Source organism: Candidatus Palauibacter sp. (assembly GCF_965213655.1).
Lineage (GTDB): Bacteria > Gemmatimonadota > Gemmatimonadetes > Palauibacterales > Palauibacteraceae > Palauibacter.
The window spans coordinates 2,126,873-2,152,069 of the sequence record NZ_CBDBZT010000003.1; the positions used below are offsets into that span (position 1 = coordinate 2,126,873).

Genomic DNA, 25,197 nt, shown 5'->3' on the forward strand with positions numbered 1-25,197 from the left:
GGACGCGTACCGCCGGGCGCCCGAAGATGGGGTCATGCCTGAATCAATGCCAACTTCGGTCTTCTCTCAGTTGGAACCCTTCGGCAGCAGCGTGCCGCCAAACGGAGTCACCCCCGCGGGATAGCGGGCCGCAATGGCGCCCGAACCGTCCGCCTTCAGGTCGATGACCGCGACCTCTCCTCTTCCGCGCACCATCACATAGAGCCTCTTGCTATCGGGTGAGAAGAGCGGGAAACCGGGACCCGGGCCGAGCGTGACGTAACCCGCCACCTCCCGCTTCGCGACATCGATGATGGCTACGTTCTCCGTGTCGTTTCGGGTGGACGCCGCGTATCGCCCGTCGGGTGAGACCGCGATGCGGCCGGCGCCCCAGCCGCCGGTGTCGATCGTCGCCACGACCTCGTCGCTCGAGGTGTCGATGACCGTGACGGTGCCGTCGTAGTCGGAATGCACCCACGCCTCCCCGTCGGGCGTGAAGTCGACGCCGACCGGGCCGCCGGCGACATCGATGATCTTGACGATCTCGTCCGTGCGCGTGTCGATCACGACGACCCGGTCATCGTCGCGGTGCGGGTAGTACAGCTTGTCGGTCCGCCGGTCGGTCGCGAGGAAGTGCCCGCCTTCGAGGAGCAGGTCGATCTTCCCCGCCACCTCACCGCGCGCCACGTCGTAGACGACGAGGCCGGGCACCTCGGCCCACTCCACGCCCACGTAGAGCTTCGTCCCGTCCCGGTTGAGCGCGACCCCGTGCGGGAGAGCCGAGCGGTTGGCGATCAGCTCGGACCCGTACGGCCGCATATCCGGAGTTCGCTGGAAGTACTCCGACTCGATCCGCCCCTTCTCCTCGAAGGTCTCCGCGTCCAGGATCACGACGTAGGCCGGCTCGCGGGGGATCGCCACGAAGATCGTGCCGCCATCGGGACTCACCACCGCTTCATGCGGCTGGTTCTCGGCCGTGAATTGGTGGACGATGCGGCCGGTCGCCGGATCGATCTCGTAGGCCGTGAAGTCGTCGTGGCTGAGGGCGATGATCGTGTGATCCTGCGCCGCGGCGGGGCCGGGAGTGCAGAGGCCGACTCCCACGCCCGCGGCGAGTATCAGCGCCCCCAGCGACCCCCCGACCGTTCTCCGACAGACTCGGAACATGCCGTTCTCCTCCTCCGGCCGAAGCGCCGGAACTCTTGACCGCCCGCCAATCCCGGAACCACACTGCGCGAAATGCGCAGCTATATCGTCTTTCTTCTTCTCTTCTCGATCAAGGTCGCGGGCAAGGCCTTCTGCCGGGTCCGGCTGGAATGGGTTCGAGAAGCCGACGAACCATGGGCAGGCCTGCGCGTGATCGCCCTGCTCAATCACACGAGTCTCTTCGAGCCGGTGTTCCTCGCGGCGGTACCCAACCGCCTGCTCTGGCAGCTCGCGACGCACGGGGTCCTGCCGCTGGCGGACAAGACCGCGGCTCGACCGATTCTGGGACGGCTCTTTCTGCTCATCACCAAGCATGTGGTGCCGGTCACGCGCGAACGCGATGACACCTGGGAGGAAGTGCTGCGGCAGGTTCGGGATCCGGAGGCCGTGCTCCTCATCCTTCCCGAGGGGCGGATGATGCGCCGCACCGGGCTGGATCGCGAGGGAAATCCGATGACGGTCCGCGGGGGGATCGCGGACATCCTGCGGGCGATGCCGGACGGCCGGCTATTCGTTGCCTACAGCGGGGGGCTTCATCACATCCAGGCGCCGGGGGAACGTTTCCCGCGACCCTTCCGGCGCGCCTGGCTGGGTGCCGAAGTCGTGGACATCGAGGAGTACCGCGGAGCACTGGGCGGCTCGGAGTGCGCGGAATCCTTCAAGGCGGCCGTGATCGAGGATATGACGCGCCGGCGGGACACCTACTGCTACCGCACCCGATAGCGGCGGATCGGGACGCGCCTCGGAGGATCGGGACGCGCCTCAGTTGAAGCGGACGCGTCTCCAGGTGTCATTGGGACCGAGGGTCCAGGCTCGCCCGTCCACCACGACGAGCGAGATGCGGCGCGCGTTGCGGATGTCGGCGACGGGGTTCGCCTCGAGCACGAGGAAGTCGGCGCGCTTCCCGATCTCGATCGTCCCCCGCTCGTGCAGTTGGCCGAGCGCAATGGCGCCGTTCCTCGTGGCCATGCCGAGAACTTCGAGCGGGGGGATGCCTGCCTCCACGAGCAACTGCATCTCGCGGTGGAAGCCCTCGCCCCAAGGCGTCGTGCGCGGGGCATCGGACCCCACGAGGAGGCGCACCCCGTGGCCGTGGAAGGTCTGGACCAGCGCCTCGGCCTTGGGCCACACCGCTTCGAGCGCAGTCCGCCCGGCGGCGGACAGGGGCGCGCAGGTAGCGGCTTCGGCCGGGCAGTCGAGGGGGGCGGACGCGCCGGCGAGCAGCGGCAGCAGCGCCGAGTCATTCGAGAGGAGCGCGGTGACGGCACGGTCGACGTCGGGTCCGTGTGGATCCAGCCGCTCCAGCCAGGCGGCCTGGACAGGGACCTGTCCCGCATCCGCGAGCGCCTCGAAGGGCGCACGCTCGCTCTCCGGAAGCAACTCGGCGTCGCCGGAGACCAGCGGACTCGCGACAGCGGACCCGGCACGGAGGGCTAGCAGCCAGCCACCGTCCCGGCGGTCGGCCCACAGCGGCACATCCGCCCGGCGCGCGGCCCGCGCGATCCCGACCAGCCACGATGGGGGCACGCTGGAGGCTACGGAGACGAAGCCGGCCCCATCCGCGGCCTGGCGCGCCACCTCGGCGATGGCGGCGGCTTCCGAGTCCGGCCCCGCGCCGCGCGTCCCGCTCCCGGCATCGAGGACCGGCCCGCCGATGTAGACGGCGGGGACGGGGTCTTCCCCAAAGCCGCCACGGCCGCGCGCCTCGAAGGCGGCCAGCGACGTGGCTCCGTCACGCACTCCCGTGATCCCGGCGGCCAGGAGCGCCCGCAGGTCATCGGTGGTTCGAGGCGAGGCGTGTGCGTCGATGAACCCGGGGATGAGGTAGGAGCCCGAGAGGTCCACGACGATGGTGCCTTCCGGGGCGGGCACGGAGCCCTGGGCGCCGATGCCCTGGATTCGGCCACCCCACACGAGCACCGACGAGGAAGGCCTGGGTGGCCCCCCGCGGCCGTCGATCACCGTCACATTGGTGAACAACTCCGACTGCAGCGTGAGGAACATGTCCTGGCCGGCGCCAGCCAGTCCGCCGGGGAGAACCGCCCCCGCGACTGGCGCGGAGATCGCGAGGAGCAGCCGGCGGACCGGCGTCCCGGCGCGTCTCAACTCAGACCCCGTCGACCGGCAGCCCATCCGCGGACCGGATGTAGAGTTCCCGCTTCGGGTAGGGGATCTCCACGCCGGCCTCCGCGAAGGCGGGGAGCGCCCTCTCGCTGATGTCGTCGGCGATGCGCCGTCTCGCCCTCGCCTCCAGAATCCAGACGCGCAATTGGAGGTTGACCTCGGACGGGCCGAAACTCCGGGCGATGACGATCGGCGCGGGATCGTCCTTCACTCCCTCGACGCTCAGGGCGATGTCCACCAGCAGCGACTTGGCCCGCTCGATGTCCGAGTCGTAGGCGACGGAGAACGGGATGCGCAGCCGGATGTCCTGACCCGACATCGTGTAGTTGATGATGTCGCGCTGCATGAGCTGACTGTTCGGGACGACGACGACGAGATTGTCGGGATTGCGGATCTTCGTGGCTCGGAGCCCGATCTCGATCACGTCGCCCCAGGACCCCGTTTCGTTGGGCGCGGACCACAGTTCGATCCGGTCGCCGACCTGGAAGGGACGATCGACGACGAGGAGCACGCCCGCGATCACGTTGGAGAGCGTGTCCTTGGCCGCGAGCGAAAGGGCGAGGCCCATGACGCCGGCGCCGGCGAGGAGCGGCGCGATATTGATGCCGAGTTCCGCCAGCGCGAGCACGATGCCGAGCCCGATGACCATGAAGCGGATCGCCTTGTTGATCATCGGGAGCGCCGTCTTGTCCATCGGCGTCGAGGTGCGGGCGACGACCTCGGCCTCGATCGCTACCAGGAGATCGCCGACGAAGCGGCTCAACGGGAAGAACAGGATGCCGATCCAGATGGCCCAGACCCACTGGGCCGCGGTGGGGAGGGTCCAGATGTCAAGCAGGCGCCAGACCGCGAACGTCACGCTCGAAATCAGAAGGACCTGGCGGAGCAGCCGCACGGCGAGATCGTCCAGTTGCGTCGCGGTTCGCGTGACCCAGTGCTTCTGCGCGCGGCCCAGCACCATCAGCGCCACGAGGTAGACGAGGCCGGCGACCGCGATCACGATCAGGCTGGGCAGCCAGCGCGGAGCCATGAAGGCGACCGCCTCGCTCCACAGTTGTGACAGTCTGTCCATCACGCCTCGCCTCTCTCAGGCTCTTGCCCGCCCCCGCGCGTGGCGCCCACATCCCCGCGCTTGATAGCCGGATGATGCCGCGCACCATGGTATCGTAATGGTACCGTGCCAGCCCCTTCGTGGATAACTTGGGGGATCGAGCGGCAGGAATCGAACCGGGAGTGAAGATGTTGAACGGAAAGTTCGGAAAGATGGGCGTCGGAGCGGCCTCGATCGGCCTGGCGCTGCTCGTCGGCGGGTGCGCGCCGGAGGCGGCGGCCGAAAGCGGACAGACGGCGACCGCGACGCCCGCGAACGCCATGATCGATGCGACGTTGGCCGCGACCATCGCGGAAACGCCGACGATCAAGGTCTACAAGTCGCCCACCTGCGGGTGCTGCGCCCTCTGGGTGGACCACATGCGGGAAGCCGGCTTCCAGCTCGACGTGGAGGACACCGACGATATGATCGGCATCAAGCTCGACGCGGGCCTGCCGCTCCAGCTGCAATCGTGCCATACGGCGTTCGTCGGCGACTATGTGTTCGAGGGACATATCCCGGCCGACGTGTTCGCCCGCTTCCTCGCCGAGGCGCCCTCCGCGCGCGGGATCGCCGTGCCGGGGATGCCGATCGGTTCCCCGGGCATGGAGTTCGGTGACCGGGTCGATCCGTACGACGTGATCCAGTTCGACGCCGAAGGCAACACGTCGATCTACGAGAGCCGCTGACTCCCGTGTCCCGCCGAACAGCGCCGAGGGCGGGGCGGTGGGTCGGGCTTGCCGCCTCCCTCGCCCTGGCGCTGGCTGCCTTCGCCCCGTCGTACGTGCGGGCCCAGGACGAGGAACAGGAGGTCATCGACACGCTCGTCGCGATGTGGGCGGCGATCGAAGCGGGCGACCTCGACGCCTACGCTCAGTACCTGCACCCGGAATTCACCGCTTTCGGGGAGAACGATGTCTACCTCGCGGAAGGTCGCGCGCTTGAACTCAGGAGTTATGGAGACTACTTGAGGCGCGCGCGTGACGTGCACACCGAGATGCACCAGCCCGAGGTCACGATTCGGGGCGATGTGGCCTGGATCACCTATTACTGGACGGACTCCGGCTACACCGATGGGGGACGTTTCACGAGCAGGGGGAAGTCGACGAGGATCTTCGTGCGGGAGGACGGCCGCTGGCTCTGCATCCACGGCCACTACACCGCGGTCCCTTGACGACATTTGTCGAATCACCCTTCTTTTCTGGGGGGTGGTTGGATCCACTCGCCTCGGGATAGGTTCCCGACCCGACTGCAGGCTGATGTTCAACCCCGGATGGGCATGGTTCCCATGAGCCACGGCGGCGGTCATGACGATCATGATCACGACCATGATCACGGTCATGGGCACGATCATCAGCACGACCATGATCACGATCACGACGATGATCACGACCACGATCACGGCCACCATCACCACGGCCATGACCACGATCACCATCATCACCACGGGATTTTCGGCGCCCACGATCATTCGGAGGAACTGAGGAACGCCAGCAAGCGGGACCTCACGATCGCGCTGGTCATCATCGCCAGCTTCATGTTCGTCGAGGTAATCGGCGGCTTCCTGTCGGGAAGCCTGGCGCTCATAGCCGACGCGGGACACATGCTCACCGACGCGGCCTCGATCGGTCTGGCGCTATTCGCCGTGCATTTCGCGACGCGTGCCGCTTCCGTGGAGCGCACCTTCGGATACCATCGGCTGGAGATCCTCGCCGCCCTCATCAACGCCCTCACGCTGTGGCTGATCTCCGCCTGGGTGATCTTCGAGGCCTACCACCGCTTCCGGGAGATACCCGAGGTCGAGGGCGGCCTCATGCTGATCATCGGGGTTCTCGGACTGCTGGCCAATCTCGCCGCTGCCTGGGTACTCCACCGGTCCGCGAAGCACAGCGTGAACGTCGAGGGCGCCCTGGCTCACGTGATCGCCGACATCCTCGGCTCGGTTGCAGTCATCATTTCCGGGGTGCTCGTGTGGGCCTTCGGCTGGTACATCTCCGACCCGATCCTCAGCGTCCTCATCGGGATCCTGATCCTGCTCAGCACGTGGCGCCTGCTGGCCAAGGTCGTGCACGTGCTGCTCGAAGGGACGCCGGAACACGTCGACGTGTACAGTCTCTGCCACCAGATCGAAGACCTCGAGGGAGTCACGGTCATCCACGACGTTCATGTGTGGACGCTCGCACCGGGCTACGACGCGCTCACCGCGCATGTTCTGGTGGACCCCGAACACGAGAGAGATTCGGCGAAGCTGTTGCAGGAGATTCAGGAGATCGCGTACAACAAGTTCAACATTCAACACATCACGGTTCAGGTGGAGAGCACGGCCGCGCACTGCAACGAGGACCACCACGTCGACCACCTCGTCGCCACCGCGCGGGCGCACTAGAACCAACAGGAGCAAGATCATGGGCGGGCACGACCACGACTGCGAACACCACGACAGCGACCATACGCACGGGGAAGGCTGCGGCCACGAGGCCGTCGAGCACGATGGCCACACGGACTATGTCGTCGACGGCCACCTGCACCACGTTCACGGGGACCACTGCGACGACCACGGTCCGGCGCCGGGGCACGGTCACGATTGCGAGGGCCACGACGACGGGCACGTACACGGCGAGGACTGCGGCCACGAGGCGGTGGAACACGACGGGCACGTCGACTACGTCGTCGACGGCCACCTGCACCATCAGCACGGCGATCACTGCGATCACCACGGTCCTGCGAACTGACGATCCTGGAGCGTGCCCGGGCGGTCTGAATGACCGCATTCATCGCTGCGCTCGTCGCGCCGGTGGCCGGCGTTTTTCTGTACATCTTCCTGCACCACCGGCCGCAGACGATGCGGCTGATCGACATGATCGTCTTCGTGGCGCTACCGTTGCTGGTGGCCTGGCAGATCTTCCCGCATGTCTGGTTCGAGCGGCAGATCACACCGCTGATCGCCGTCATCGCGGGCGGGGGCATTCTGTATGTGATCGAGAAGGTCTCCCGCAGACTGGCCCAGCACACCGACAACCTCACCATCATCCTGGGTGTGGCATCGATGGTGCTCCACGCGCTCCTGGAAGGCGGCGCCCTGATGCCCGCTACCGCAAGCGCCCCGTTCGCCTTCGCGGTCATCCTGCACCGGGTCGCCGTCGGCCTGTTGATCTGGTGGCTACTCGAGCCCCGGCACGGCGTCGTGGTCGCGGCGGCCGGGGTGGGCGCGATTCTGCTGGCGACGGTGATCGGCCTGGCGGCGGGCACCGAGCTGTTGCCCGAAGAGCACACTGCGATTGAACTCTACCAGGCCTTCGTGGCGGGTTCCCTGCTCCACGTCGTCTTCCATCAGGGGCGCCACGATCACGCGCACCACGATCACCACGCGCACTGAGGGATAGCGCTCGCCCGAAGCGGGTCGTGCCTACCGCGTCGCGGGCGACATGGCCGTGCGGCGGCGCGGCACTCTCCAGTAGCCACAGGAAGCTTCGGGCGCGGTGCCGGCGAGGAAGAGTTCAGGCTCCCCGCGGCAGCCCCAGCCCGCGCGCAGACCGGTCTCCGGCTGGATTTCTATCCACTCCACTCCCGCCGGCAAGCGGAATCTGCGACCGCCATGGGGACCGAGAACGCGGATCATGAAATCCGCGAAGATCGGGAGCGCGGCCCTGGAGCCGGGGAGACCGACCGGAGTGCCGTCGTCGAATCCCACCCACACGCCGACCGCCAGTTCCGGTGTGTAGCCGACGAACCAGGCGTCGCGGGAGCGGTTCGTCGTCCCGGACTTCGCCGCCACGGGACCGAAATATCCGGCGTCACGGACCCCGCTCCCGGTCCCGCGCTCGACCACGCCGCTCAGCGCGGACGTGATCAGGTACGCCTCCGCCGGGCTGATGACCGACTCGCTGCGGCCCGCGGACTTTTCTCGCAAGGCGCCGTCCCGGCCGAACACGGCGATCACCGAGCGCGGAGACGTGCGCCGGCCCTCCGCCGCCAGCACCGCATAGGCCGCCGTCAATTCGAGCAGCGTAACCTCGGAAGCGCCCAGCGCCAGGCTCGGATATGGCGCGAGGGGACTCTCGACGCCGAGCCGGCGCGCTGCCTCGATGATCCGCTCGGGACCGACGGCCAGACCCAGGCGGGCGAACGGCACGTTGCGTGACCCCTCCAAGGCCTCGCGCAGCCTGACGGGGCCGAGGAACGCGCGGTCGGCGTTCGCCGGCTTCCACACGCCGGCCGGTGTGTCGAGCACCAGCGGCTCGTCCTTCAGCACGGAGGCCAGGGTGAAGGGAGGGTCGGATCCCGGAGTGAGGGCGGCCAACGCCACCACCGGCTTGAAGGCGCTTCCCGGCTGACGCCGGGCGTCGGCTGCGCGATTGAACTGCGACGTGCCGTACGAGCGACCGCCGACCATCGCCAGGATGTCACCGGTTCGCGGGTCGAGGGCGACCAGCGCCGCCTGGACCGGACCGGCCTGTTCCTTCAGACGGGGACGCCGGCGCTCCATGCTACGGATCCCCGTTGACACCGCGGTCTCGGCGGCCTGTTGAAGCTCCGGTGCAAGCGAAGAAATCACCGTCGGACCGCCGCCGTCCGTTTCCGGCGGAGCAGCGCCGGCCGCCATCTCCCGCCGCAAAAAATCCAGGTACCAGCGGGCATCGAAGTTCCGCTCCTGTGGATGTCGAATCTCCGGATCGGCTTCAAGTTCGGCGTCCCGCCGAGCGTCGTCCAGGTGCCCTACGGCGTGCATCTGCCGCAGCACGATGTCGCGTCGGGCCCGGGCGCGGTCCGGGTGGCGATGGGGCGAGTACACGCTCGGCCCCCTGACAATCCCGACCAGCATCGCCGACTGGCCCAACGTCAACTCCGAGATGTCCCGCCCGAAGTAGAACTGCGCGGCGCGCCCGAAGCCGTGGATGGCGGTGCCCCGGTGCTGCCCGAGATAGATATGGTTCACGTAGGCCTCGAGCAGGCGCCGCTTGGAGAAACGTCTCTCCAGCGCCACCGCGATCGCCGCCTCACGCACCTTTCGGAGCACGGTGCGGTCCGTCGACAGGAAGAGCGTGCGGGCCAGCTGCTGGGTGATCGTGCTTCCCCCCTCCGCGACCCGCCGCTGCCGGAGGTTCGAAAGCGCGGCGCCGGCGATGCGGCGAGGATCCAGCGCGCCGTGCTCGTAGAAACGGCGATCCTCGACGGTCAGCAACGCGGCGACCAGGTGCTCCGGCACCTCGTCGAGCCGGACGGGCACCCGGTCCCGACTGCGCTCTCCGAGGGACGTCCCGATCACCTCGGGATCGAGCAGTAGTTGGGCGAGGCGGTCCCCCTCGGCGTTCCGAATCGCGGCGATGCGCCTGCTGCTCCGGAAGCTCACCCGCGCGCGAACGCCGGGGTCGACGAGTCCCCCGATACGAAGCGCGCGGCGGCCCACGAGAAGGTCGCGGCCGCGTGTGCTGAACTCTCCGGTCTGCGGCGTTCTGCCGGAGACCGGTCGGTAGCCGACCTTCTTCAGGTGGTCGATGAGGCGCTGCGGGTCGACCCGGTCACCGACGCGGAGGGTCCACGGCCGTGCCAGGATGCGCGCCGGGGAAGAGGAGTCGAGCGCGGCGAACTCGCGAGCCACCCGGGCTTCGAAGGCCAGATAGCCGAGGCCGGCGGCGAGAATCGCCACGGCCAGGAGCATGAGCCACCGACCCTTGTGCATCTTCTGTCTCGACGGGAGCCACCGCCGAGCCCTTCTTCTGTCTCTCACACCGTCTTTGACGCCCAGGGAGCACCAAAGGGTTTCCACCGCCGCACGAGGTTGCCCGAAGCCGCGACGCCGGCCTAACGTCCCGGGCCCGCGATGCAGCTTTGTGGCCATTGCACACGCCCCGGACGCACAGGCGTGGGAGGAACCATGCCTTCAGCGTACCCCGCCGAAAATGCCATCGGGTCGGCTTCGCGCTGGCTCGGCCCCGCTCGATCCGACGTCCGGCCGGCCGCTCGTTCGATCGCCGGGCGTCTCCTCCTTCTAGCGCCAATGCTTGCGGCGGTTGGCCTCTCGTGGCCCGCTCTCGCCAACAGCGGCGACCTGGCGGCGCAGGGGCCGGGGCAAGCGTATGTGTTCGAGGGCAACGTGCGCGACGCGGGCACCGGTGAACCGCTGGCGGGCGCGAACGTATCGGTGGTCGGGAGGGAAACCAGGGCGGTGACCCGCGGGGACGGGACCTTCCACCTGACCGGGCTGGCCGCGGGCGTGTACACCGTTCGAGCCGAGCGCCTGGGGTACCGGGGCGCCATCGTGGAAGTCACCGTGGGGACCGTGCGCGCCCGTCGAGCGGTGGCGGAGTCGGCAGAGATCGTGATCGAGCTGGTACCGTCTCCCTTTGGGCTGGCGGACCTGGTGGTGACGGCGACGATCAGCGAGCGGACCGCGGCCGAGGCGATCCGGCCGGTCAACGTGATGGCGGGCGATGACTTGCAGCGCCAGCTGACGGCGACCGTAGCGGGGACGTTGGCGTCAATGCCGGGGCTGGCCGCCACCAGGATGGGTCCATCGGTTGCGCAGCCGGTGATCCGGGGAATGACCGGAGATCGGGTGTTGATGCTCGAGGACGGGTCGGCGGTCGGGGATGCCTCCAGCTCGGGCTCGGACCACACCACCGCACTCGATCCGTCCTCGGCACGGCGGATCGAGGTTGTGCGGGGTCCCGGTGCACTGCTCTACGGGGGCAACGCGCTGGGCGGGGTCATCAACGTGATCCGCGATGAGATTCCGACGGCCATGCCGCACCGCCTGACGGGCGCGGCGACACTGCAGACGGAGACCTCGACCGGCGCGCTGGCCGGCAGCGCGTCGGCCGTGTTCCCCCTCGCGGGGCGCGTGCCGCTGCGGGTGGAGGTGGCCGCACGGACGGCGGGAGATCTGAAGACCCCCGTCGGCACGCTTCTCAACACCGACGGCGAACTGTTCAGCGGGGGTGCGGGGACAGCCTACGTGGCCGATTGGGGTCGCCTGGGGGGGGCCTTCCGCGGCTACCGCAACTACTACGGCATCCCGGGTGGCTTCGTGGGTGGGCACCAGGAGGGCGTGCGCATCGAGATGGAGCGAGTGTCATCGAAGTTCCGGACCGTGGTCGAGGAGCCGGTCGGGCCCTTCCACAACCTCCGCTTCGACGCGACTCACACCTGGTACACGCACCGCGAGCTCGAAGCTTCGGACATTCTGGGTACGCTCTTCGAGCAACAGCGCGCGAGCGCGGATGTCCTGGGTCGGCATGAGGGGTGGGGACCGTTCACGGCGGGTGCGATGGGCGGCCGTGCGTCCTGGGAGGACTTCGGATACGGGGGATCGCTGCACACGCCGGACACGCGTCGGCTCAAGGCGGCCCTGTACCTGCTCGAGGAGGTCGACCTGGGCTCCGTCCTGATCGAGTCGGGGCTACGCTACGACTGGACCCTGGCCGATCCGGCGGAAGATCGGGTTTCGGACATCGGTGAGATTCGTGACCGCACATTCCACTCGATGTCGGGGTCCCTGGGGGTCCTTTACAAGTCCGCCTCGGGGCTGGTGCTCGGTGCCAGCGTTGCCCGGGCGGTTCGCACACCCGACGTCCCCGAACTCTATTCGGAAGGGCCGCATCTGGCGGCCTACGTCTTCGAGGTCGGAAACCCATCTCTGGAGAGCGAGGTCGGGAGGGGGCTCGACGTCTTTCTCCGCTTCGAGTCCGACCGGCTGAGGGCCGAGGTCACCGGCTTCCACAACGACATCAAGAACCACATCTACGGGGAGGACACGGGCCGCCTGAGCCGCGTGCGCCTCCCCATTTATCAGTTCCAGGCCAACGACGCCGTGTTCAGCGGCTTCGAAGCCGGCGTGGACGTTGACGCCGGGCGGGGGCTGGCGCTGGAGGGAGTGGCCTCATTGGTGAATGGCAGTCTCAAGGAGACCGACCAGCCTCTGCCTCTCGTTCCTCCGCTCAAGGGACATGTGGCCCTGAAGTACGAGCGGCCGTCGTGGTATGTCCGGGCGGAGGCCGAGATGGCGGACGGGCAGGACCGGGTCGGCGAATTCGAGACGCCGACGCGCGGGTACACCGTCTTCAACGCCACCGCAGGGGTGCGGCTAACGCTCGGCGGGCGTCTGAACGTCCTGACCGTGAGCCTCGTCAACGCCGGGAATACCGAGTACCGCAACCACCTCTCCCGGGTCAAGGAGATCATGCCGGAGGCCGGGCGGGGTCTGAACGTCAGCTATCGGGTGGTGTTCTGACGCGCGCGTTTACAGAGCCCCGGTGCTCCCCGACATCGCCATCTAGCGCGCCAGCCAGGCGCTGAAGCGCTCGTTCAGTTCGTCCTGGTAGTCGACCCAGAACGCCCAGTCGTAACGAAGCGCACGATCCGCGTTGCCCGCGCCGGCCGGCATGTGGGGCGCCATGTCGACCCCTGTGACGACATGGGTCGTCACCAGTGGCATGCCCGATCTGCGCGCCGGGGAATAGGAGATGCGGCGGGCGATCTGCGCCATGGACTCGGCGCTGGTGCTGAAGGCCAGGTATCTCATCGCCTCTTCCAGCCTCGGTGTGCCCGCGACGATCCCGACCTGACCCACATCCAGCAACTGTCCGTCCCACACGATCACGAGCGGTTGGTTTTCCAGGACCTGGGCATTGAAAATGCGGCCGTTGTACGCCGTGCTCATGACCACTTCCCTGTCGGCCAACATCTGCGGTGGCTGGGCGCCGGCCTCCCACCAGACCACCTCGTCCTTGATGGTTTCGAGCTTGGCAAAGGCCCGGTCCAGGCCCTCCGGAGTGGCCAGCGTGGCGTACACCTCGTCGAGCGGCACGCCATCGGCGATCAGGGCGAACTCCAGGTTCACCTGCGGTACCCGCCGCATCCCGCGGCGGCCCGGGAAATTCTCCAGGTCGAAGAAGTCGACCATGGTCGTGGGCTTTTCGCCCGGGAAGCTCTCGTCGTTGTACGCGTACACGGTCGACCAGTACAGATTGCCCACCCCGCACTCGGTCTGGCTCTCGGCCACGAAGTCGTCGGCCGCGGGCGTGCCGTCGGGCCCGGGAGGCAGATCGTCGATGTCTATCAGCTCGAGCAGTCCCTCGTCGCAACCGCGCACGGCATCGGCGATCTCCAGGTCGATCACATCCCAATGGACGTTGCCGACATCCACCTGGGCCCGTATCTGGGCCAGGCCGCCGTTGTAGTCCTCCATGCTGATTCGGATGCCGGTCGCCTCGGTGAAGGGAATGTTGGCGCCCTCGTTGATGGCGCGGCCGTAGGAGCCGCCCCAGGACACGACGGTGATCGACTGCCCGGCGGCGGGGAGGAGCGGGACGCCTGAAAGGAGCGCAATGAGCCCCAGGGTGGTCACCGTCGGAATACGTCTCACGATTCCCTCTCTCATTCCGTCTCTCCAGTACTCGCGGAAGTCCTCAACGGTCCTCAGGGGGCGCCCGGGTCTCCGAGAAGTACCGGCGCACCTGATTGTATTGGTTGATCCGGTCCCGGACGACGGTCACGAGTTCTTCGAGCGAGCCGGCGATCGACCTGTCACCGCGCGTCACCCGGCGGCTCGGATGTGCTCGGCGAAGGTGTCGAGATCGATGTTCGAACCAGACAGGACGAGCCCTGTGCTCAGCCCGGCCAGTCGTTCGCTGAGCGGACCGCATGCCGCGGCCAGCGGCGCGGCGGAGGCGGGTTCGGCGACCAGCTTCGCGTCTACTAAGAGGGCCCGCATCGCGGCACGGATCGCCTCATCGTCGACGAGCACGACGTCGTCCACGTAGCGCTGCACGAGTCCGAAGCTGTACGGCGCGGCGTGGGGTGCACCGAGGCTGTCCGCGATCGTGTCGACCCGGTCGATCGCCACCGGTTCACCAGCATCGAGGCTGCGGCGCATGGAGTCGGCGCCGACCGGTTCCACTCCGTAGACGCGGCACTCCGGAGAAAGCTGTTTGACGATGCTCGCAGTCCCCGAGATGAGCCCCCCTCCGCCGATCGGAACCACGAGCGCGTCGAGCGAGGGCAATTGCTCGACAATCTCCAGGCCCACCGTGGACGTCCCCAGGACCGTGTGCTCGCCCTCGAACGGATGGATCTTCAGCCGCCCCTCGTCCCCGGCGATCTCCTCCATGCGCTCGAATCCGCGCGCGCCGTCGTCCGCGAACTCGATCTCGGCGCCGAAGTTCCTGCACCGCGCGACGCGGGCCGGGTTGGCCGAGGCGAGCATCACGACCTTGGCGCTGGTGCCCGCGGCTCGAGCCGCGTAGGCCACGGAAATGGCGTGGTTCCCGGCGCTGACCGCCGTGACGCCCCGGGCCAGCGTCGCCGCGTCCGCCTGCAGCACGTTGTTCAGGGCGCCGCGGACCTTGTAGGAACCGGTACGCTGAAACAGCTCGAGCTTGAGGAAGAGTTCGGACCCTTCCGGAAGCGACACCACGCCCCGGTCGGGCCTCCATCGCCTCACGGGGGTCCGCTCGACCCAGGGCTCGATCCGCGCCCGCGTGTCCCTGCTGGACTCGGGGGTCGGGGTCCGGCGGGCCGGTGCCGGAGAGTCGGTCATTCTCGCGTCCAGGGCTGGCGTTTGGTTCGACAATCCGGGCGGGGCCGGACTCGACGCGACACAGCATACGATCTTGACAGGCGCGCGACAGGGTGCGATGCTCCGCGCACTATGACAAACCGGCATCCTTTTTTCCGCCACTATTATTTCCATCGCGCAAGCGGAGGCCGGTGATCGTCTAGCCATTTTCTGAACACAGGTTGCGAACGATCGATGCCGGCCCGGGTGGCCGGCTTTTTTTTCGCTGCCTGCCCCCTCCGGTGTCGGCACAGAGAGCCGACATGACCCACGAAGACACCAGACTGGCCCTTCCGAAGGGCCGCATGCAGGCGGGCGTGCTCGAGTTGTTGAACGCCGCCGGCGTGCGCGTCGACCTCGGGGAGCGCCGCTATCGCCCGACCGTTTCGGTGCCGGGGTTCAGCGCCAAGCTCCTGAAGCCGCAGAACGTGGTGGAGATGCTCCACGCGGGCTCGCGCGATCTCGGGTTCGCGGGAGCCGACTGGGTGGCGGAGCTCGACGGGTCGCTCGTGGAACTCCTGGACACGGGTCTCAACCCGGTGCGGGTGGTCGCGGCCGCCCCGGCGGCTCTGGCGGAAATCGGCCTCCGGAACCCACGTCCCCTGACGGTCGCCTCGGAATACCGCCGCCTCACGTCGCGCTGGATCGAGGGGCGCCGGCTGGACGCGACGCTCGTGCGCTCCTACGGCGCGACCGAAGTGTTTCCGCCCGAAGACGCGGACGTGATCGTCGACAACACCGCGACGGGCGCGACGCTGGAGGCCAACGGGCTCGAGGTGGTGGACGAGTTGATGACCTCGTCGACCCGCCTCTACGCGAATCCCCGCGCGCTCGAGACTCCGCCCCACCGAGACCGGATCGCCGACCTGGTGCTGGTGCTGGAGTCCGTCCTGGAGGCCCGGAAGCGCGTGATGCTCGAAGTCAATGTGGACTCCGGGCGTCTGGATGAGCTGGTGGCGATCCTGCCGTGCATGCGCAGACCCACTGTGTCGCGTCTGCACGAAGACGGGGGGTACGCGATTCGCGTCGCGGTCCTTCGCGACGCCCTGCCGACCCTGATCCCGCTGGTGAAGGCGCGGGGCGGCACGGATCTCGTCGTGACCGCGCCGGGACAGATCGTCGCATGAACGGGCCAGCCGTGGCCGCTCCGCCGAGGGAACTTCTCAGGCTCGACCACAACGAGCGTCTCTTCCCTGCGCCCGAACTCGCGGCCCTGCTCGCCGGAGTGCCATCCACGACCCTGACGCGATACCCGGACGCCGCGGGCCTGGAGGGGCGTCTGGCCGACATGTGGGGGCTCGAGCCCGAGCGCGTCCTGGTCACCGCGGGGGCGGACGACGCGATCGACCGCATCTGCCGTCTCCAGCTCGCGGGCGGGCGGGACATGATCACCGTGGCGCCGACCTTCGAGATGATGCCGTTCTTCGCCACGCTCGCGGGCGGACGCGTGCGCGAGATCCCGACGCTGGCGGACCCCGCGCCCGGGGCGTCGATCCTCGAACGACTCGGCGACCGTACGGGACTCGTGACGGTGATCTCACCGCACAACCCCACCGGCCTCGTCGTTCCGGCGTCCCGCCTGCTGGAGATCGCCGATCGCCTGCCCCCCGATGCGATGCTGCTCGCCGACCTGGCGTACGTGGAGTTCGCCGATTCCGATCCCGCGCGGGCCCTGCTCGAGCGGGACAACATCCTCGTGGTGCGGACGCTCTCGAAGGCGTGGGGGATGGCCGGGCTCCGGGTCGGGTGCGTCCTCGGCTCTCGCCGGGCGATTGACGCCCTCCGGACGTGCGGGCCTCCGTTCCCTCTGTCGGGCCCGTCGATCTGGCTCGCCGAGCGGGCGCTGGCGCTGGGTGACCGGATCACGGCGACGTACGTGGCCGCTGTCCGCCACGAGCGCGACCGGCTGCGCGCCGCGCTGCGAGCATGGGGCGCCGAGCCCTTCTCCTCCGAGGCGAACTTCGTGCTCGCCGCCAGCGACGGGTCGGCCGGGTTGTACCGCCGTTTCCACCGCGATGGGATCGCCGTGCGGCGTTTTCCGGACCTCCCGGACCTCATCCGGATCACACTCCCGGGAGACGAGGCGACGTTCCGCCGCGTGCTCGCGGTCCTCGATACGACCTTTGGAGAACCTCGCGGAGAGGACACCGATGGATAGCCACGACAGAGAGACTTCACGGGACGGCCGGCGCACGGCCAAGCGGTCCCGGCGCACGCTCGAGACCGTCATCGAGGCGCGACTGAATCTCGACATGCGCGGACCGAGTCATGTCAAGAGCGGGTTGCCGTTCCTCGATCACATGATCGCCGCCGCGGCCTTTCACGGCGGCCTGACGCTGGACCTCCGCGCGCGCGGCGACCTCCACGTCGACGACCACCACACGGTGGAGGACTGCGGGATCGTCCTCGGTTCCCTGATCCGGGACGCCCTGGGCGAGAGGAGCGGGATCCGCCGCTTCGGCTACGCCTACGCGCCGCTCGACGAGGCGCTCGCGAGGGCCGTCGTGGATCTGTCGGGCCGTTCGTCCGCCACCGTCGATCTGGGCCTCCGGCGCGAGATGCTGGGCAGCGTCGCGACCGAGAACCTGGCGCACTTCTTCACCTCGCTCGCGGCCTCGGCACGCCTCACGCTTCACCTCGACGTGCTGAGGGGAGACAACGACCACCACCGTGCGGAGGCGGCCTTCAAGTCGTTCGGGCTCGCCTTGGGCGAAGCGGTCGCCCGGCGAGCCGGGGTCGGAGTGCCGAGCACGAAGGGCGTCCTCGGGTCGGAAGCGACCCCTGACCCTTGCACCGAAGAGGATTCGAGGGAACGCGCCCTCGAACCGGCGGTCCGATGAGCGCCGCGCGCGTCGTGAGGCGACCGGACGAGGTGGGCATCATCCCGACGGGAGTGGCGAACCTCGAGGCGGTGGCGGCCGCGTTTCGGCGGCTGGGCAGGACGCCGCGACTCCTGGATTCCGCAGCCGGTATCGCGGGCGCCGCGTATGTCGTGCTCCCGGGAGTAGGGTCGTTCGCCGGGGGCATGGCCGAGCTTCGGCGCAGGGGATGGGCGGATGCGATACGCCGGCGAGTCGAAGAGGGGCGGCCGACGCTGGGCATCTGCCTGGGCCTGCAGCTGCTGTGCGAGGCAAGCGACGAGGCGCCGGGGACCCCGGGCCTCGGCTGCGTGCCGGGCCGGGTCGTCCGGCTGGAGGGCACGGGGCGGGTGCCACAGCTGGGGTGGAACAGCCTTTCGGCTCCCGCCGGCGCCGTCTTCCTCCGGTCGGGCATCGTCTACTTCGCCAACTCCTATCGGCTGGCCGCCGCGCCGGACGGCTGGGCTACGGCCATGAGCCGGCACGGGACCCGTTTCGTGGCGGGGCTCGAGCGGGGGGGCGTGCTGGCGTGCCAGTTCCACCCGGAGTTGTCGGGGCGGGTCGGCGCGGGGCTGCTCGCCCGTTGGCTCGAACGATCTCCAACCGCGGCCGCCGCTGCCGAAGCGCCCGCCGTGCCCATGAGGGTCGCCGCTGCATGTTGACGGTTCGCGTGATCCCGTGCCTCGACGTCAAGGACGGTCGGGTCGTCAAGGGCGTCCAGTTCGCGAACCTCGCGGACCAGGGGGAACCGGCGCGGCTCGCGCGACGCTACGAGCGCGAGGGCGCCGACGAAATCGTGATCCTCGATGTGTCGGCCACCGAGGACGGACGGCTGGCCCGCGCCGAGACGATCGGCCGCGTTCGCGACGAGATCTCGATTCCGCTCACCGTGGGCGGCGGCGTGCGCACGGTGGAGGACGCGGGCGCCCTGCTGGGGGCGGGGGCCGACCGGGTGGCGGTGAACACGGCCGCCGTCGAGCGACCCTCCCTGCTGTCGAAGATCTCGACGCGCTTCGGCGCCCAGTGCGCCGTGCTGGCACTGGACGCGGCCGGCACGTCGGCGACCGGGTGCCCCAGCGGGTTCGAGGTGCTCACGCATTCCGGCCGGACACGCACGGGACTGGACGCGGCGCAATGGGGGCGGCGAGCGGTGGAGTTGGGCGCCGGCGAGATCCTCCTCACGAGCTTCGACCGCGACGGCACGCGGAGCGGCTACGACCTCGGGTTGATCTCGACGATACGCGGTGCGGCGGACGTGCCGATCGTCGCCTCCGGAGGCGGCGCCAACCCGGGGCACATGTGCGCGGCGGTGGGCGCAGGGGCCGACGCGGTGTTGGCGGCGTCCATCTTCCACCAGGGGGAGTGGTCGATCGGTCGCCTGAAGGACCGTCTGCAACAGCTCGGCGTCGCGGTACGGCGATGATCGTTCCGTCAATCGACCTCATGGGGGGTCGCGCCGTCCAGTTGCGGCAGGGCGCGACGCTGGAGATCGACGCCGGGGATCCGCGCCCCCTGGCGGAGAAGTTTTCGGTCGCGGGCGAGGTCGCGGTCATCGATCTCGACGCGGCGCTGGGCCGGGGCGACAACTCCTCTGTCATTCGGGAGCTGCTGTCGCTCGCGCCCTGCCGGGTCGGCGGCGGGATCCGGTCGCGCGAAGCCGCGCTAGACTGGCTCGACGCGGGGGCGCGGCGGGTGATTCTGGGCACGGCAGCCGATCCGGACGTGTTGAGCGGCCTGCCTGCCGATCGTGTCATCGCCGCCCTCGACGCGCGAGACGGGGAGATCGTCGTCGAGGGCTGGAGACGGGGGACGGGCCGCGGTATCCGCGGACGGATGCGGGAACTCGATGGCCTGACCGGGGGCTACCTGGTCACCTTCGTCGAAGTCGAGGGCACGCTGGGAGGGATTCCGCTCGACCGGGTCCCCGCTCTCGTCGCCGCCGCGGGGTGTGCCCGGGTCACGGTGGCCGGCGGCGTCCGCGACGCGTCCGAGATCGCGGCTCTCGACCGCCTGGGGGCGGACGCGCAGGTCGGGATGGCCATCTACAGCGGTCGCATGAAGCTGGCGGACGCTATCGCGGCCCCCATGACGTCCGACCGGGCCGACGGGCTGTGGGCGACGCTGGTGGAGGATGAGGCCGGCCGCGCTCTCGGCCTCGCGTGGTCGAGCGCTGAGAGCCTGCGGGCCGCGGTCGAGGAACGGCGCGGGATCTACCAGAGCCGCTCGCGGGGACTGTGGCGGAAGGGCGAGACCTCGGGCGCCACGCAGGAACTGCTCCGGGTGGCGCTCGACTGTGACCGGGACACGCTGCGCTTCACGGTGCGGCAGGGCGGGTCCGGCTTCTGCCACACCGGTGCGGCGGGTTGCTTCGATTCCGAGGTGTCCCCGTCGACGATGGATCTCTCCGACCTCGAGACACGGCTTCGCGCGCGGCTCGCCGACCCGGAACCCGGGTCGCTGACCGCACGCCTCGCCCGCGACCCCGGTCTGCTGAAAGGAAAGTTGGTAGAGGAGGCCGGCGAACTCGCCGACGCCGATTCGAAGACCGAGGCGGTGTCCGAATTTGCCGACCTCTGCTATTTCGCCCTCACACGGCTGGTGGAAGCCGGCGGGTCGCTCGCGGATGTGCGCCGCGAACTCGCTCGGCGGGCCCTGAGGATTCGGCGTCGGGCGCCTCGCACACCGCCGGCGATGCCGACCGGGCAGCCGGCCGGAGCGGGAGATCGGCCGGTTGGCCCAATCCTGCCGGCGATCGGTCTCGACGAAGCCGTGCGGACGGTGCGCCGGGCGGCGCTCGATAGCGAGGCGCTCGATATGGCCCACTCGATCCTCGATGACGTCGAGCGGCGGGGAGAACCCGCCCTTCGCGAACACGCGCGGCGCCTCGACGATCTGGGGCCCGGCGATGATCTGCTGCTCGACCGCGCGGCTCTCTCCCGAGCCGCCGACGAAGTCGATCCGGAGGTCCGCGACCTGCTGCAACGCGTCGCGGGGAGAATCAGGACCTTTTCCGAGGCTCAACTCGCCACGGCCTCCGAACTCGAGACTCCCGTGGCCGGCGGGCGCGGCGGCCACCGGCTCGTCCCTCTCGAGAGCGTCGGCTGCTACGCGCCCGGGGGACGGTTCCCGCTTCCCTCGTCCGTCCTCATGACGGCCATTCCGGCGCGCGTGGCGGGCGTCGGTTCGGTCTGGGTCGCTTCACCGCACCCGACACCGGTCGTCAAGGCCGCGGCGCTGATCGCCGGCGCGGATGGCTTGCTCGCCGCCGGAGGGGCGCAGGCGATGGCCGCGTTCGCCTTCGGGGTGGGCGGGGTGCCGCGCTGCGAGAAGATCGTGGGGCCGGGCAACCGGTTCGTCACCGCGGCCAAGCGTCTCCTGTACGGCCGGGTCGGCCTCGACACCATCGCCGGCCCTTCCGAATTGCTCGTCGTCGCCTCGCCGGATGCCGATCCGGCGCGCGTCGCGGCCGACCTGCTCGCCCAGGCCGAGCACGACCCGGACGCCGTCCCGCTCCTGTGCGCCTTCAACGAGGCGACCGTCGAGGCCGTCCGCGAAGAGGCCGGTCGGCAGCTGGCCACGCTCCCGACCGCACCGATCGCGCGTCAGGCCCTGGCGGCCGGCGGCGCCCTCCTCGCGGCCAGCCCCGACGAGGCCGCCGCCATCAGCGACGCCGTGGCGCCGGAGCACCTGCACCTGCACGGCGATCTGGCCGAGTCGCTCGCTCCCCGCGTCCACCGCTACGGATCGCTCTTCCTCGGCGCGGCCACGCCCGAGGCGGCCGGCGACTACGGAGCCGGACCGAACCACACGCTCCCCACATCCGGAGCGGCGGCGTTCGACTCGGGACTCTCGGTGTTCTCGTTCCTGCGTCGACCGACGTGGCTGTCGCTCTCACCCGAGGATGACGCCTGCGAGGGCCTCCTCCGCGACACCGCGGCGCTGGCCAGACTGGAGGGCCTGGAAGCGCACGCGCGCTCGGCGGAACTCCGGCTCACGGCAGCGGCCCGGGAGGATCCCGGTCGGAGGGTCCGCGCCTCGTGAGGTTGTCGAGGGCACGGTCCACGGCGTCCTTCGTCGAGGCCGTGATCCCGCCCCGCTCGTACTCCTGCACCACCAGCCGTTCCAGACGGTCGACGAGCGTATCGACCCCCGGCCGCGGGGACGACACCAGAGGTCGGACATGGTCGGTGGCGCCAAACAGGTTGATCCAGTACTCCGTCCGCCGCCCCCACTCCAGCAGGTGGTAGAACTGCCGGCCCGCCCGGGGCCCCACGCCGAGCACGTCGAGTACGGCGACGAACAGGGAAATCGGGAGCAGTAACGCGTCGCGCAGCCCGTCGAGGAGCAGCTTGAGCTGAAAGACCGCCACGTCGCGGATGAGCGTCCAGCGCGAGGGAACGATTTCGGGCTGCAGGCTTGCTCCGACCGGGAACTCGCTCATTCTGTGTCTCGATTCGTTGATCCCGGAATACCGGGAATAAGGGTCGCGACTCCGTGTAACCCACGCGTCAGCGAACAGAGCACCACGGATCTACGCGGGTGTCCGCGACAATGGGAGCCATAATTGAACAGCTCGGAGGCAACCGACCGCATGCTCGTTCTACGCGCGCAGCGCGGCGAACGTGCGGCCTTCGGCGAACTCGTCACACGATACATGCAACGTGCCTACTATACGGCGCTCGGACTCGTCGGAAACCACGACGACGCGCTGGACCTCTCTCAGGAGGCCTTCGCCAGGGCGTTCCGCGCGCGCGCCCGGATCGACCCCGAGCGTCCCTTCTTTCCCTGGCTGTACCAGATCATCCGACGACTTTGTTTCAACCATACGCGGGACCAGCGGTCACGCCGTCTCAAACTCGAGACGGCGGGCACATGGCTTGCCGATACGACGATGGGACGACGCCCTCTCAGCCCCGATCAGGCGGTCATTCGGGCCGAACTGCGCGAACAGGTCGGCTCCGCCATCGAACGTCTGGCGGAGCGGGAACGCGAGACGCTCGTCCTGCGCGAGTTCGAGGGACTGCGTTACAGGGAGATCGCCGAGTTGCTGGGCATCCCCATCGGCACGGTGATGTCGCGCCTCTATCGGGCGCGGCGATCCCTCGCGCGCGAGATAGAAACAGCGAGAACCCGGCCAGGCCAGGAGGGAGGTGCGGGCGATGAGTGAGAAAGAGTTGAACCCGCCCGGCGACGAGCGGGTGCGCCATCTGATGATGGCCGAACTGGACCAGGAGATTTCGGGAGAGGGACGGCGCGAACTCGAGTCCGCGCTGGGGGAGAGCCCGGATCTTCGCGACGAACTGGCGACATACCATCGCCTGAAGGAGGTCACCGACACCATGACTCCGCTCAAGCCGCCGGAGGAAACCTGGGACAGCTACTGGGAACACGTCTATCGCCGGCTCGAACGCGGCATCGGCTGGGTCCTGCTCTCGCTGGGAGCAATCGTCGTGGGGACGTGGGCCCTGTGGACCGCCGTCAGTGAGTTGATTCGGGATACGACGATGCCCGGTTACGTTCGTTGGGGCGTGCTGGTGCTCATCGCCGGGTTCGTGATCCTCTTCGTCTCGGTCGTTCGCGAGCGTCTGTTCATGCAGAAGAAAGACCCCTACAAGGACGTGGTCCGATGATCAGCACTTCCCGAAACGACCTCGCCGGACACCGCATCGTAGAGGAATTCGGCCTCGTCCGCGGCAGCACGATCCGCGCGCGCCACCTCGGCCGCGACATTCTCGCCGGCCTCAAGACCATCGTGGGAGGCGAGATCCAGGAGTACACGAAGATGATGGCCGAAGCGCGCGAACAGGCGATCGATCGCATGGAAAGCGAGGCGGCGGCTTTCGGCGCCAACGCAATCCTCTGCGTCCGCTTTTCGACCTCCTACATCCTGGGGGGCACGGCGGAGATCGTCGTCTACGGCTCCGCCGTGCGGGTCGAGGAGAACTGAGCATGGCCCTGAGAATGCTGGTAGCCGCCGGCTGCGTGCTCGCCTCTCCGGCGCTGGCGCAGGAACCGGTCGCGGTGAGCGGAGGGAGCATCGAGGGGAAGTGGACCGGCGCCGTGGTCCTGCCCACGGGAGGCTTGCCCTTCTCGGTCACGTTCGAGCGCGCCGACGAGGGGCTCTCCGCCGCCATGGACATCCAGGGTCAGCTCGGCCTGCCCCTCACGGCCGTGTCCTACGTCGACGGCCGGGTGCATTTCGAACTCGATTCTCCCATCGGACTCGCCGCGTGGGACGGAGCCCGGGACGGCGACACCATCGAGGGCGAATTCAAGCAGGGAGTCGTGACGACCACTTTCTCCCTCACGCGAGCCGATGTTGCGGAGCCGGGGACGGAAGAGCCGGCACCCTACCGGGCGGAAGAGGTTTCCTTCGAGAACGGGGACATCCACCTGGAGGGCACGCTGACGCTGCCGGAGGGGACGGGACCGTTCCCGGGCGTCGTCCTCATCACGGGATCGGGGCCTCAGGACCGGGACGAGGTCGTGGCGGGGTTCCCCATCTTCCGGCTCCTCTCCGATCACCTCACCCGGCAGGGTATCGCCGTCCTCCGGTACGATGACCGCGGCGTCGGCGGCTCGACGGGCAGCGTCTCTGCCTCCACGACTTCCGACTTCGCGGGGGACGCGCTGGCGGGCATCGCGCGACTTTCGGAGCATCCGGACGTGGACCCCGCGCGCGTCGGCCTCGTGGGGCACAGCGAGGGGGCCGTCGTGGCGTCGCTGGCAGCCTCGCGCTCGGAGGCCGTCCGCTTCGCCGTGATGCTGGCGGGCTCAACCGTGCCCGGCACCGAGATCCTCTACGTGCAGTCCGCGGCCATTCAACGGGCGAGCGGCGTGCCCGAGGACCGCATCGCATGGAACACCGACTTCCAGCGCCGTCTGTTCGCGGCCCTGGAGGCGGGGGAGGATCTCGAGGCGCATCGCGAAGAGCTCGGGGCCGCGATCCGAGAGGGCATCGAGGCCCTGCCCGAGGCGCAGCGCGCGTCGATCGCCGACCTGGACGGCTACGTGCGAACTCAGGTCTCCCAGCAGATCGACGGCCTGCAGAGCCCCTGGTACCGCTATTTCCTCACGTACGATCCGGCCGAATCGCTCCGGGGCACCCGGGTGCCGGTGCTCGCGCTCTTCGGCGAACTCGACCTTCAGGTACTCCCCGAGCAGAACCGGGGGCCGATGGAGGAGGGGCTGGCCGGCAATCCGGACGCGACGATCCAGGTCCTGCCGCGCGCCAACCATCTCTTCCAGGCCGCGACGACCGGATCCCCGGCCGAGTATGCGATGCTCGAGCAGGATTTCGTCGACGGCTTCCTCGACACGGTCTCCGACTGGATCCTCGCCCGCTTCGGCAGCTAGTGTAGGCGGGACCTTCGCGCCCCGAGTGG

26 protein-coding genes are annotated in these 25,197 nt (G+C 69.0%); 18 read left to right on the top strand and 8 right to left on the bottom strand.

The window, feature by feature from the left end:
* Window positions 1–66: 66 nt before the first annotated feature.
* Window positions 67–1,146: a YncE family protein gene (locus ACOOGH_RS11590; RefSeq protein WP_420449060.1), complete on the bottom strand. Its 1,080-nt coding sequence runs from the start codon at window positions 1,144–1,146 to the stop codon at window positions 67–69.
* Window positions 1,147–1,218: 72 nt separating this feature from the next.
* On the opposite strand from ACOOGH_RS11590, the gene ACOOGH_RS11595 reads away from it, so the two are divergent.
* A complete protein-coding gene (locus ACOOGH_RS11595; protein ID WP_420449061.1) occupies window positions 1,219–1,908 on the top strand; it encodes a hypothetical protein in 690 nt (229 codons plus the stop codon).
* A 39-nt stretch (window positions 1,909–1,947) separates the two neighbouring features.
* Here the strand turns inward: ACOOGH_RS11595 and ACOOGH_RS11600 are convergent, their stop codons facing one another.
* Window positions 1,948–3,291, bottom strand: a complete 1,344-nt coding sequence (locus ACOOGH_RS11600) for an amidohydrolase family protein (RefSeq protein ID WP_420449062.1) — start codon at window positions 3,289–3,291, stop codon at window positions 1,948–1,950.
* A 1-nt stretch (window position 3,292) separates the two neighbouring features.
* Window positions 3,293–4,381 carry a mechanosensitive ion channel family protein gene (locus tag ACOOGH_RS11605; protein WP_420449063.1) on the bottom strand — a complete coding sequence of 363 codons (1,089 nt, stop codon included), beginning with the start codon at window positions 4,379–4,381 and terminating at the stop codon, window positions 3,293–3,295.
* 167 nt (window positions 4,382–4,548) lie between these two features.
* On the opposite strand from ACOOGH_RS11605, the gene ACOOGH_RS11610 reads away from it, so the two are divergent.
* The 6 genes from ACOOGH_RS11610 (at window position 4,549) to ACOOGH_RS11635 (ending at window position 7,775) form a co-directional block, all read left to right on the top strand.
* On the top strand, window positions 4,549–5,088 hold the full coding sequence (locus ACOOGH_RS11610) for a DUF411 domain-containing protein (protein ID WP_420449064.1): 540 nt from the start codon (window positions 4,549–4,551) through the stop codon (window positions 5,086–5,088).
* Window positions 5,089–5,093: 5 nt separating this feature from the next.
* Window positions 5,094–5,573 (top strand): YybH family protein, encoded by a 480-nt coding sequence (locus ACOOGH_RS11615; RefSeq protein ID WP_420449065.1) that lies wholly within the window; start codon window positions 5,094–5,096, stop codon window positions 5,571–5,573.
* 133 nt (window positions 5,574–5,706) lie between these two features.
* Window positions 5,707–5,883: a hypothetical protein gene (locus ACOOGH_RS11620; protein ID WP_420450168.1), complete on the top strand. Its 177-nt coding sequence runs from the start codon at window positions 5,707–5,709 to the stop codon at window positions 5,881–5,883.
* Window positions 5,880–6,785, top strand: a complete 906-nt coding sequence (locus ACOOGH_RS11625; RefSeq protein WP_420450119.1) for a cation diffusion facilitator family transporter — start codon at window positions 5,880–5,882, stop codon at window positions 6,783–6,785. Before ACOOGH_RS11620 ends, ACOOGH_RS11625 begins: the two co-directional genes overlap by 4 nt.
* 19 nt (window positions 6,786–6,804) lie before the next feature.
* The gene (locus ACOOGH_RS11630; protein WP_420449066.1) at window positions 6,805–7,131 is read left to right on the top strand and encodes a hypothetical protein; all 327 of its coding nucleotides are present in this window, start codon (window positions 6,805–6,807) and stop codon (window positions 7,129–7,131) included.
* A gap of 29 nt (window positions 7,132–7,160) precedes the next feature.
* Window positions 7,161–7,775 carry a hypothetical protein gene (locus tag ACOOGH_RS11635; protein WP_420449067.1) on the top strand — a complete coding sequence of 205 codons (615 nt, stop codon included), beginning with the start codon at window positions 7,161–7,163 and terminating at the stop codon, window positions 7,773–7,775.
* Window positions 7,776–7,805: 30 nt separating this feature from the next.
* On the opposite strand, the gene ACOOGH_RS11640 is transcribed toward ACOOGH_RS11635, so the two are convergent.
* Window positions 7,806–10,079, bottom strand: coding sequence for a PBP1A family penicillin-binding protein (locus ACOOGH_RS11640; RefSeq protein WP_420449068.1), 2,274 nt, complete (start codon window positions 10,077–10,079; stop codon window positions 7,806–7,808).
* Window positions 10,080–10,274: 195 nt separating this feature from the next.
* On the opposite strand from ACOOGH_RS11640, the gene ACOOGH_RS11645 reads away from it, so the two are divergent.
* Window positions 10,275–12,629: a TonB-dependent receptor gene (locus ACOOGH_RS11645; protein ID WP_420449069.1), complete on the top strand. Its 2,355-nt coding sequence runs from the start codon at window positions 10,275–10,277 to the stop codon at window positions 12,627–12,629.
* 42 nt (window positions 12,630–12,671) lie between these two features.
* Here the strand turns inward: ACOOGH_RS11645 and ACOOGH_RS11650 are convergent, their stop codons facing one another.
* The 3 genes from ACOOGH_RS11650 to ACOOGH_RS11660 are packed head-to-tail and all read right to left on the bottom strand — an operon-like array spanning window position 12,672 to window position 14,936.
* Window positions 12,672–13,763 carry an ABC transporter substrate-binding protein gene (locus ACOOGH_RS11650; protein ID WP_420449070.1) on the bottom strand — a complete coding sequence of 364 codons (1,092 nt, stop codon included), beginning with the start codon at window positions 13,761–13,763 and terminating at the stop codon, window positions 12,672–12,674.
* A gap of 43 nt (window positions 13,764–13,806) precedes the next feature.
* Complete coding sequence (locus ACOOGH_RS11655; RefSeq protein WP_420449071.1) at window positions 13,807–13,938, bottom strand: hypothetical protein; 132 nt, start codon at window positions 13,936–13,938, stop codon at window positions 13,807–13,809.
* The gene (locus tag ACOOGH_RS11660) at window positions 13,935–14,936 is read right to left on the bottom strand and encodes a threonine ammonia-lyase (RefSeq protein ID WP_420449072.1); all 1,002 of its coding nucleotides are present in this window, start codon (window positions 14,934–14,936) and stop codon (window positions 13,935–13,937) included. The genes ACOOGH_RS11655 and ACOOGH_RS11660 overlap by 4 nt, the downstream gene beginning before the upstream one ends.
* 281 nt (window positions 14,937–15,217) lie before the next feature.
* On the opposite strand from ACOOGH_RS11660, the gene hisG reads away from it, so the two are divergent.
* From hisG to hisD, 6 genes are read left to right on the top strand one after another with little or no spacing between them, the layout of a single operon-like run.
* Window positions 15,218–16,081 carry an ATP phosphoribosyltransferase gene (hisG, locus tag ACOOGH_RS11665; protein WP_420449073.1) on the top strand — a complete coding sequence of 288 codons (864 nt, stop codon included), beginning with the start codon at window positions 15,218–15,220 and terminating at the stop codon, window positions 16,079–16,081.
* Window positions 16,078–17,112: a pyridoxal phosphate-dependent aminotransferase gene (locus ACOOGH_RS11670; RefSeq protein WP_420449074.1), complete on the top strand. Its 1,035-nt coding sequence runs from the start codon at window positions 16,078–16,080 to the stop codon at window positions 17,110–17,112. The genes hisG and ACOOGH_RS11670 overlap by 4 nt, the downstream gene beginning before the upstream one ends.
* The gene (gene hisB, locus ACOOGH_RS11675) at window positions 17,105–17,794 is read left to right on the top strand and encodes an imidazoleglycerol-phosphate dehydratase HisB (RefSeq protein WP_420449075.1); all 690 of its coding nucleotides are present in this window, start codon (window positions 17,105–17,107) and stop codon (window positions 17,792–17,794) included. Before ACOOGH_RS11670 ends, hisB begins: the two co-directional genes overlap by 8 nt.
* Window positions 17,791–18,474 carry an imidazole glycerol phosphate synthase subunit HisH gene (gene hisH / locus ACOOGH_RS11680; protein WP_420449076.1) on the top strand — a complete coding sequence of 228 codons (684 nt, stop codon included), beginning with the start codon at window positions 17,791–17,793 and terminating at the stop codon, window positions 18,472–18,474. The genes hisB and hisH overlap by 4 nt, the downstream gene beginning before the upstream one ends.
* Entirely contained in the window at window positions 18,468–19,235 is a 768-nt protein-coding gene (hisF, locus tag ACOOGH_RS11685; protein ID WP_420449077.1) for an imidazole glycerol phosphate synthase subunit HisF, read from the top strand. Before hisH ends, hisF begins: the two co-directional genes overlap by 7 nt.
* Window positions 19,232–21,853 carry a histidinol dehydrogenase gene (gene hisD, locus ACOOGH_RS11690; RefSeq protein WP_420449078.1) on the top strand — a complete coding sequence of 874 codons (2,622 nt, stop codon included), beginning with the start codon at window positions 19,232–19,234 and terminating at the stop codon, window positions 21,851–21,853. The genes hisF and hisD overlap by 4 nt, the downstream gene beginning before the upstream one ends.
* On the opposite strand, the gene ACOOGH_RS11695 is transcribed toward hisD, so the two are convergent.
* Window positions 21,804–22,253 (bottom strand): hypothetical protein, encoded by a 450-nt coding sequence (locus tag ACOOGH_RS11695; RefSeq protein WP_420449079.1) that lies wholly within the window; start codon window positions 22,251–22,253, stop codon window positions 21,804–21,806. The genes hisD and ACOOGH_RS11695 overlap by 50 nt on opposite strands.
* Window positions 22,254–22,403: 150 nt before the next feature.
* Here ACOOGH_RS11695 and ACOOGH_RS11700 point away from each other — a divergent pair, with 150 nt between their 5' ends.
* Genes ACOOGH_RS11700 through ACOOGH_RS11715 form a run of 4 tightly spaced genes read left to right on the top strand, consistent with a single transcriptional unit; the run spans window position 22,404 to window position 25,168 of the window.
* On the top strand, window positions 22,404–22,979 hold the full coding sequence (locus ACOOGH_RS11700; protein WP_420449080.1) for an RNA polymerase sigma factor: 576 nt from the start codon (window positions 22,404–22,406) through the stop codon (window positions 22,977–22,979).
* Window positions 22,972–23,442, top strand: a complete 471-nt coding sequence (locus ACOOGH_RS11705) for a hypothetical protein (RefSeq protein WP_420449081.1) — start codon at window positions 22,972–22,974, stop codon at window positions 23,440–23,442. The genes ACOOGH_RS11700 and ACOOGH_RS11705 overlap by 8 nt, the downstream gene beginning before the upstream one ends.
* Window positions 23,439–23,759, top strand: a complete 321-nt coding sequence (locus ACOOGH_RS11710) for a YbjQ family protein (RefSeq protein ID WP_420449082.1) — start codon at window positions 23,439–23,441, stop codon at window positions 23,757–23,759. Before ACOOGH_RS11705 ends, ACOOGH_RS11710 begins: the two co-directional genes overlap by 4 nt.
* Before the next feature lie 2 nt (window positions 23,760–23,761).
* On the top strand, window positions 23,762–25,168 hold the full coding sequence (locus ACOOGH_RS11715) for an alpha/beta hydrolase (protein ID WP_420449083.1): 1,407 nt from the start codon (window positions 23,762–23,764) through the stop codon (window positions 25,166–25,168).
* Window positions 25,169–25,197 lie beyond the last annotated feature (29 nt).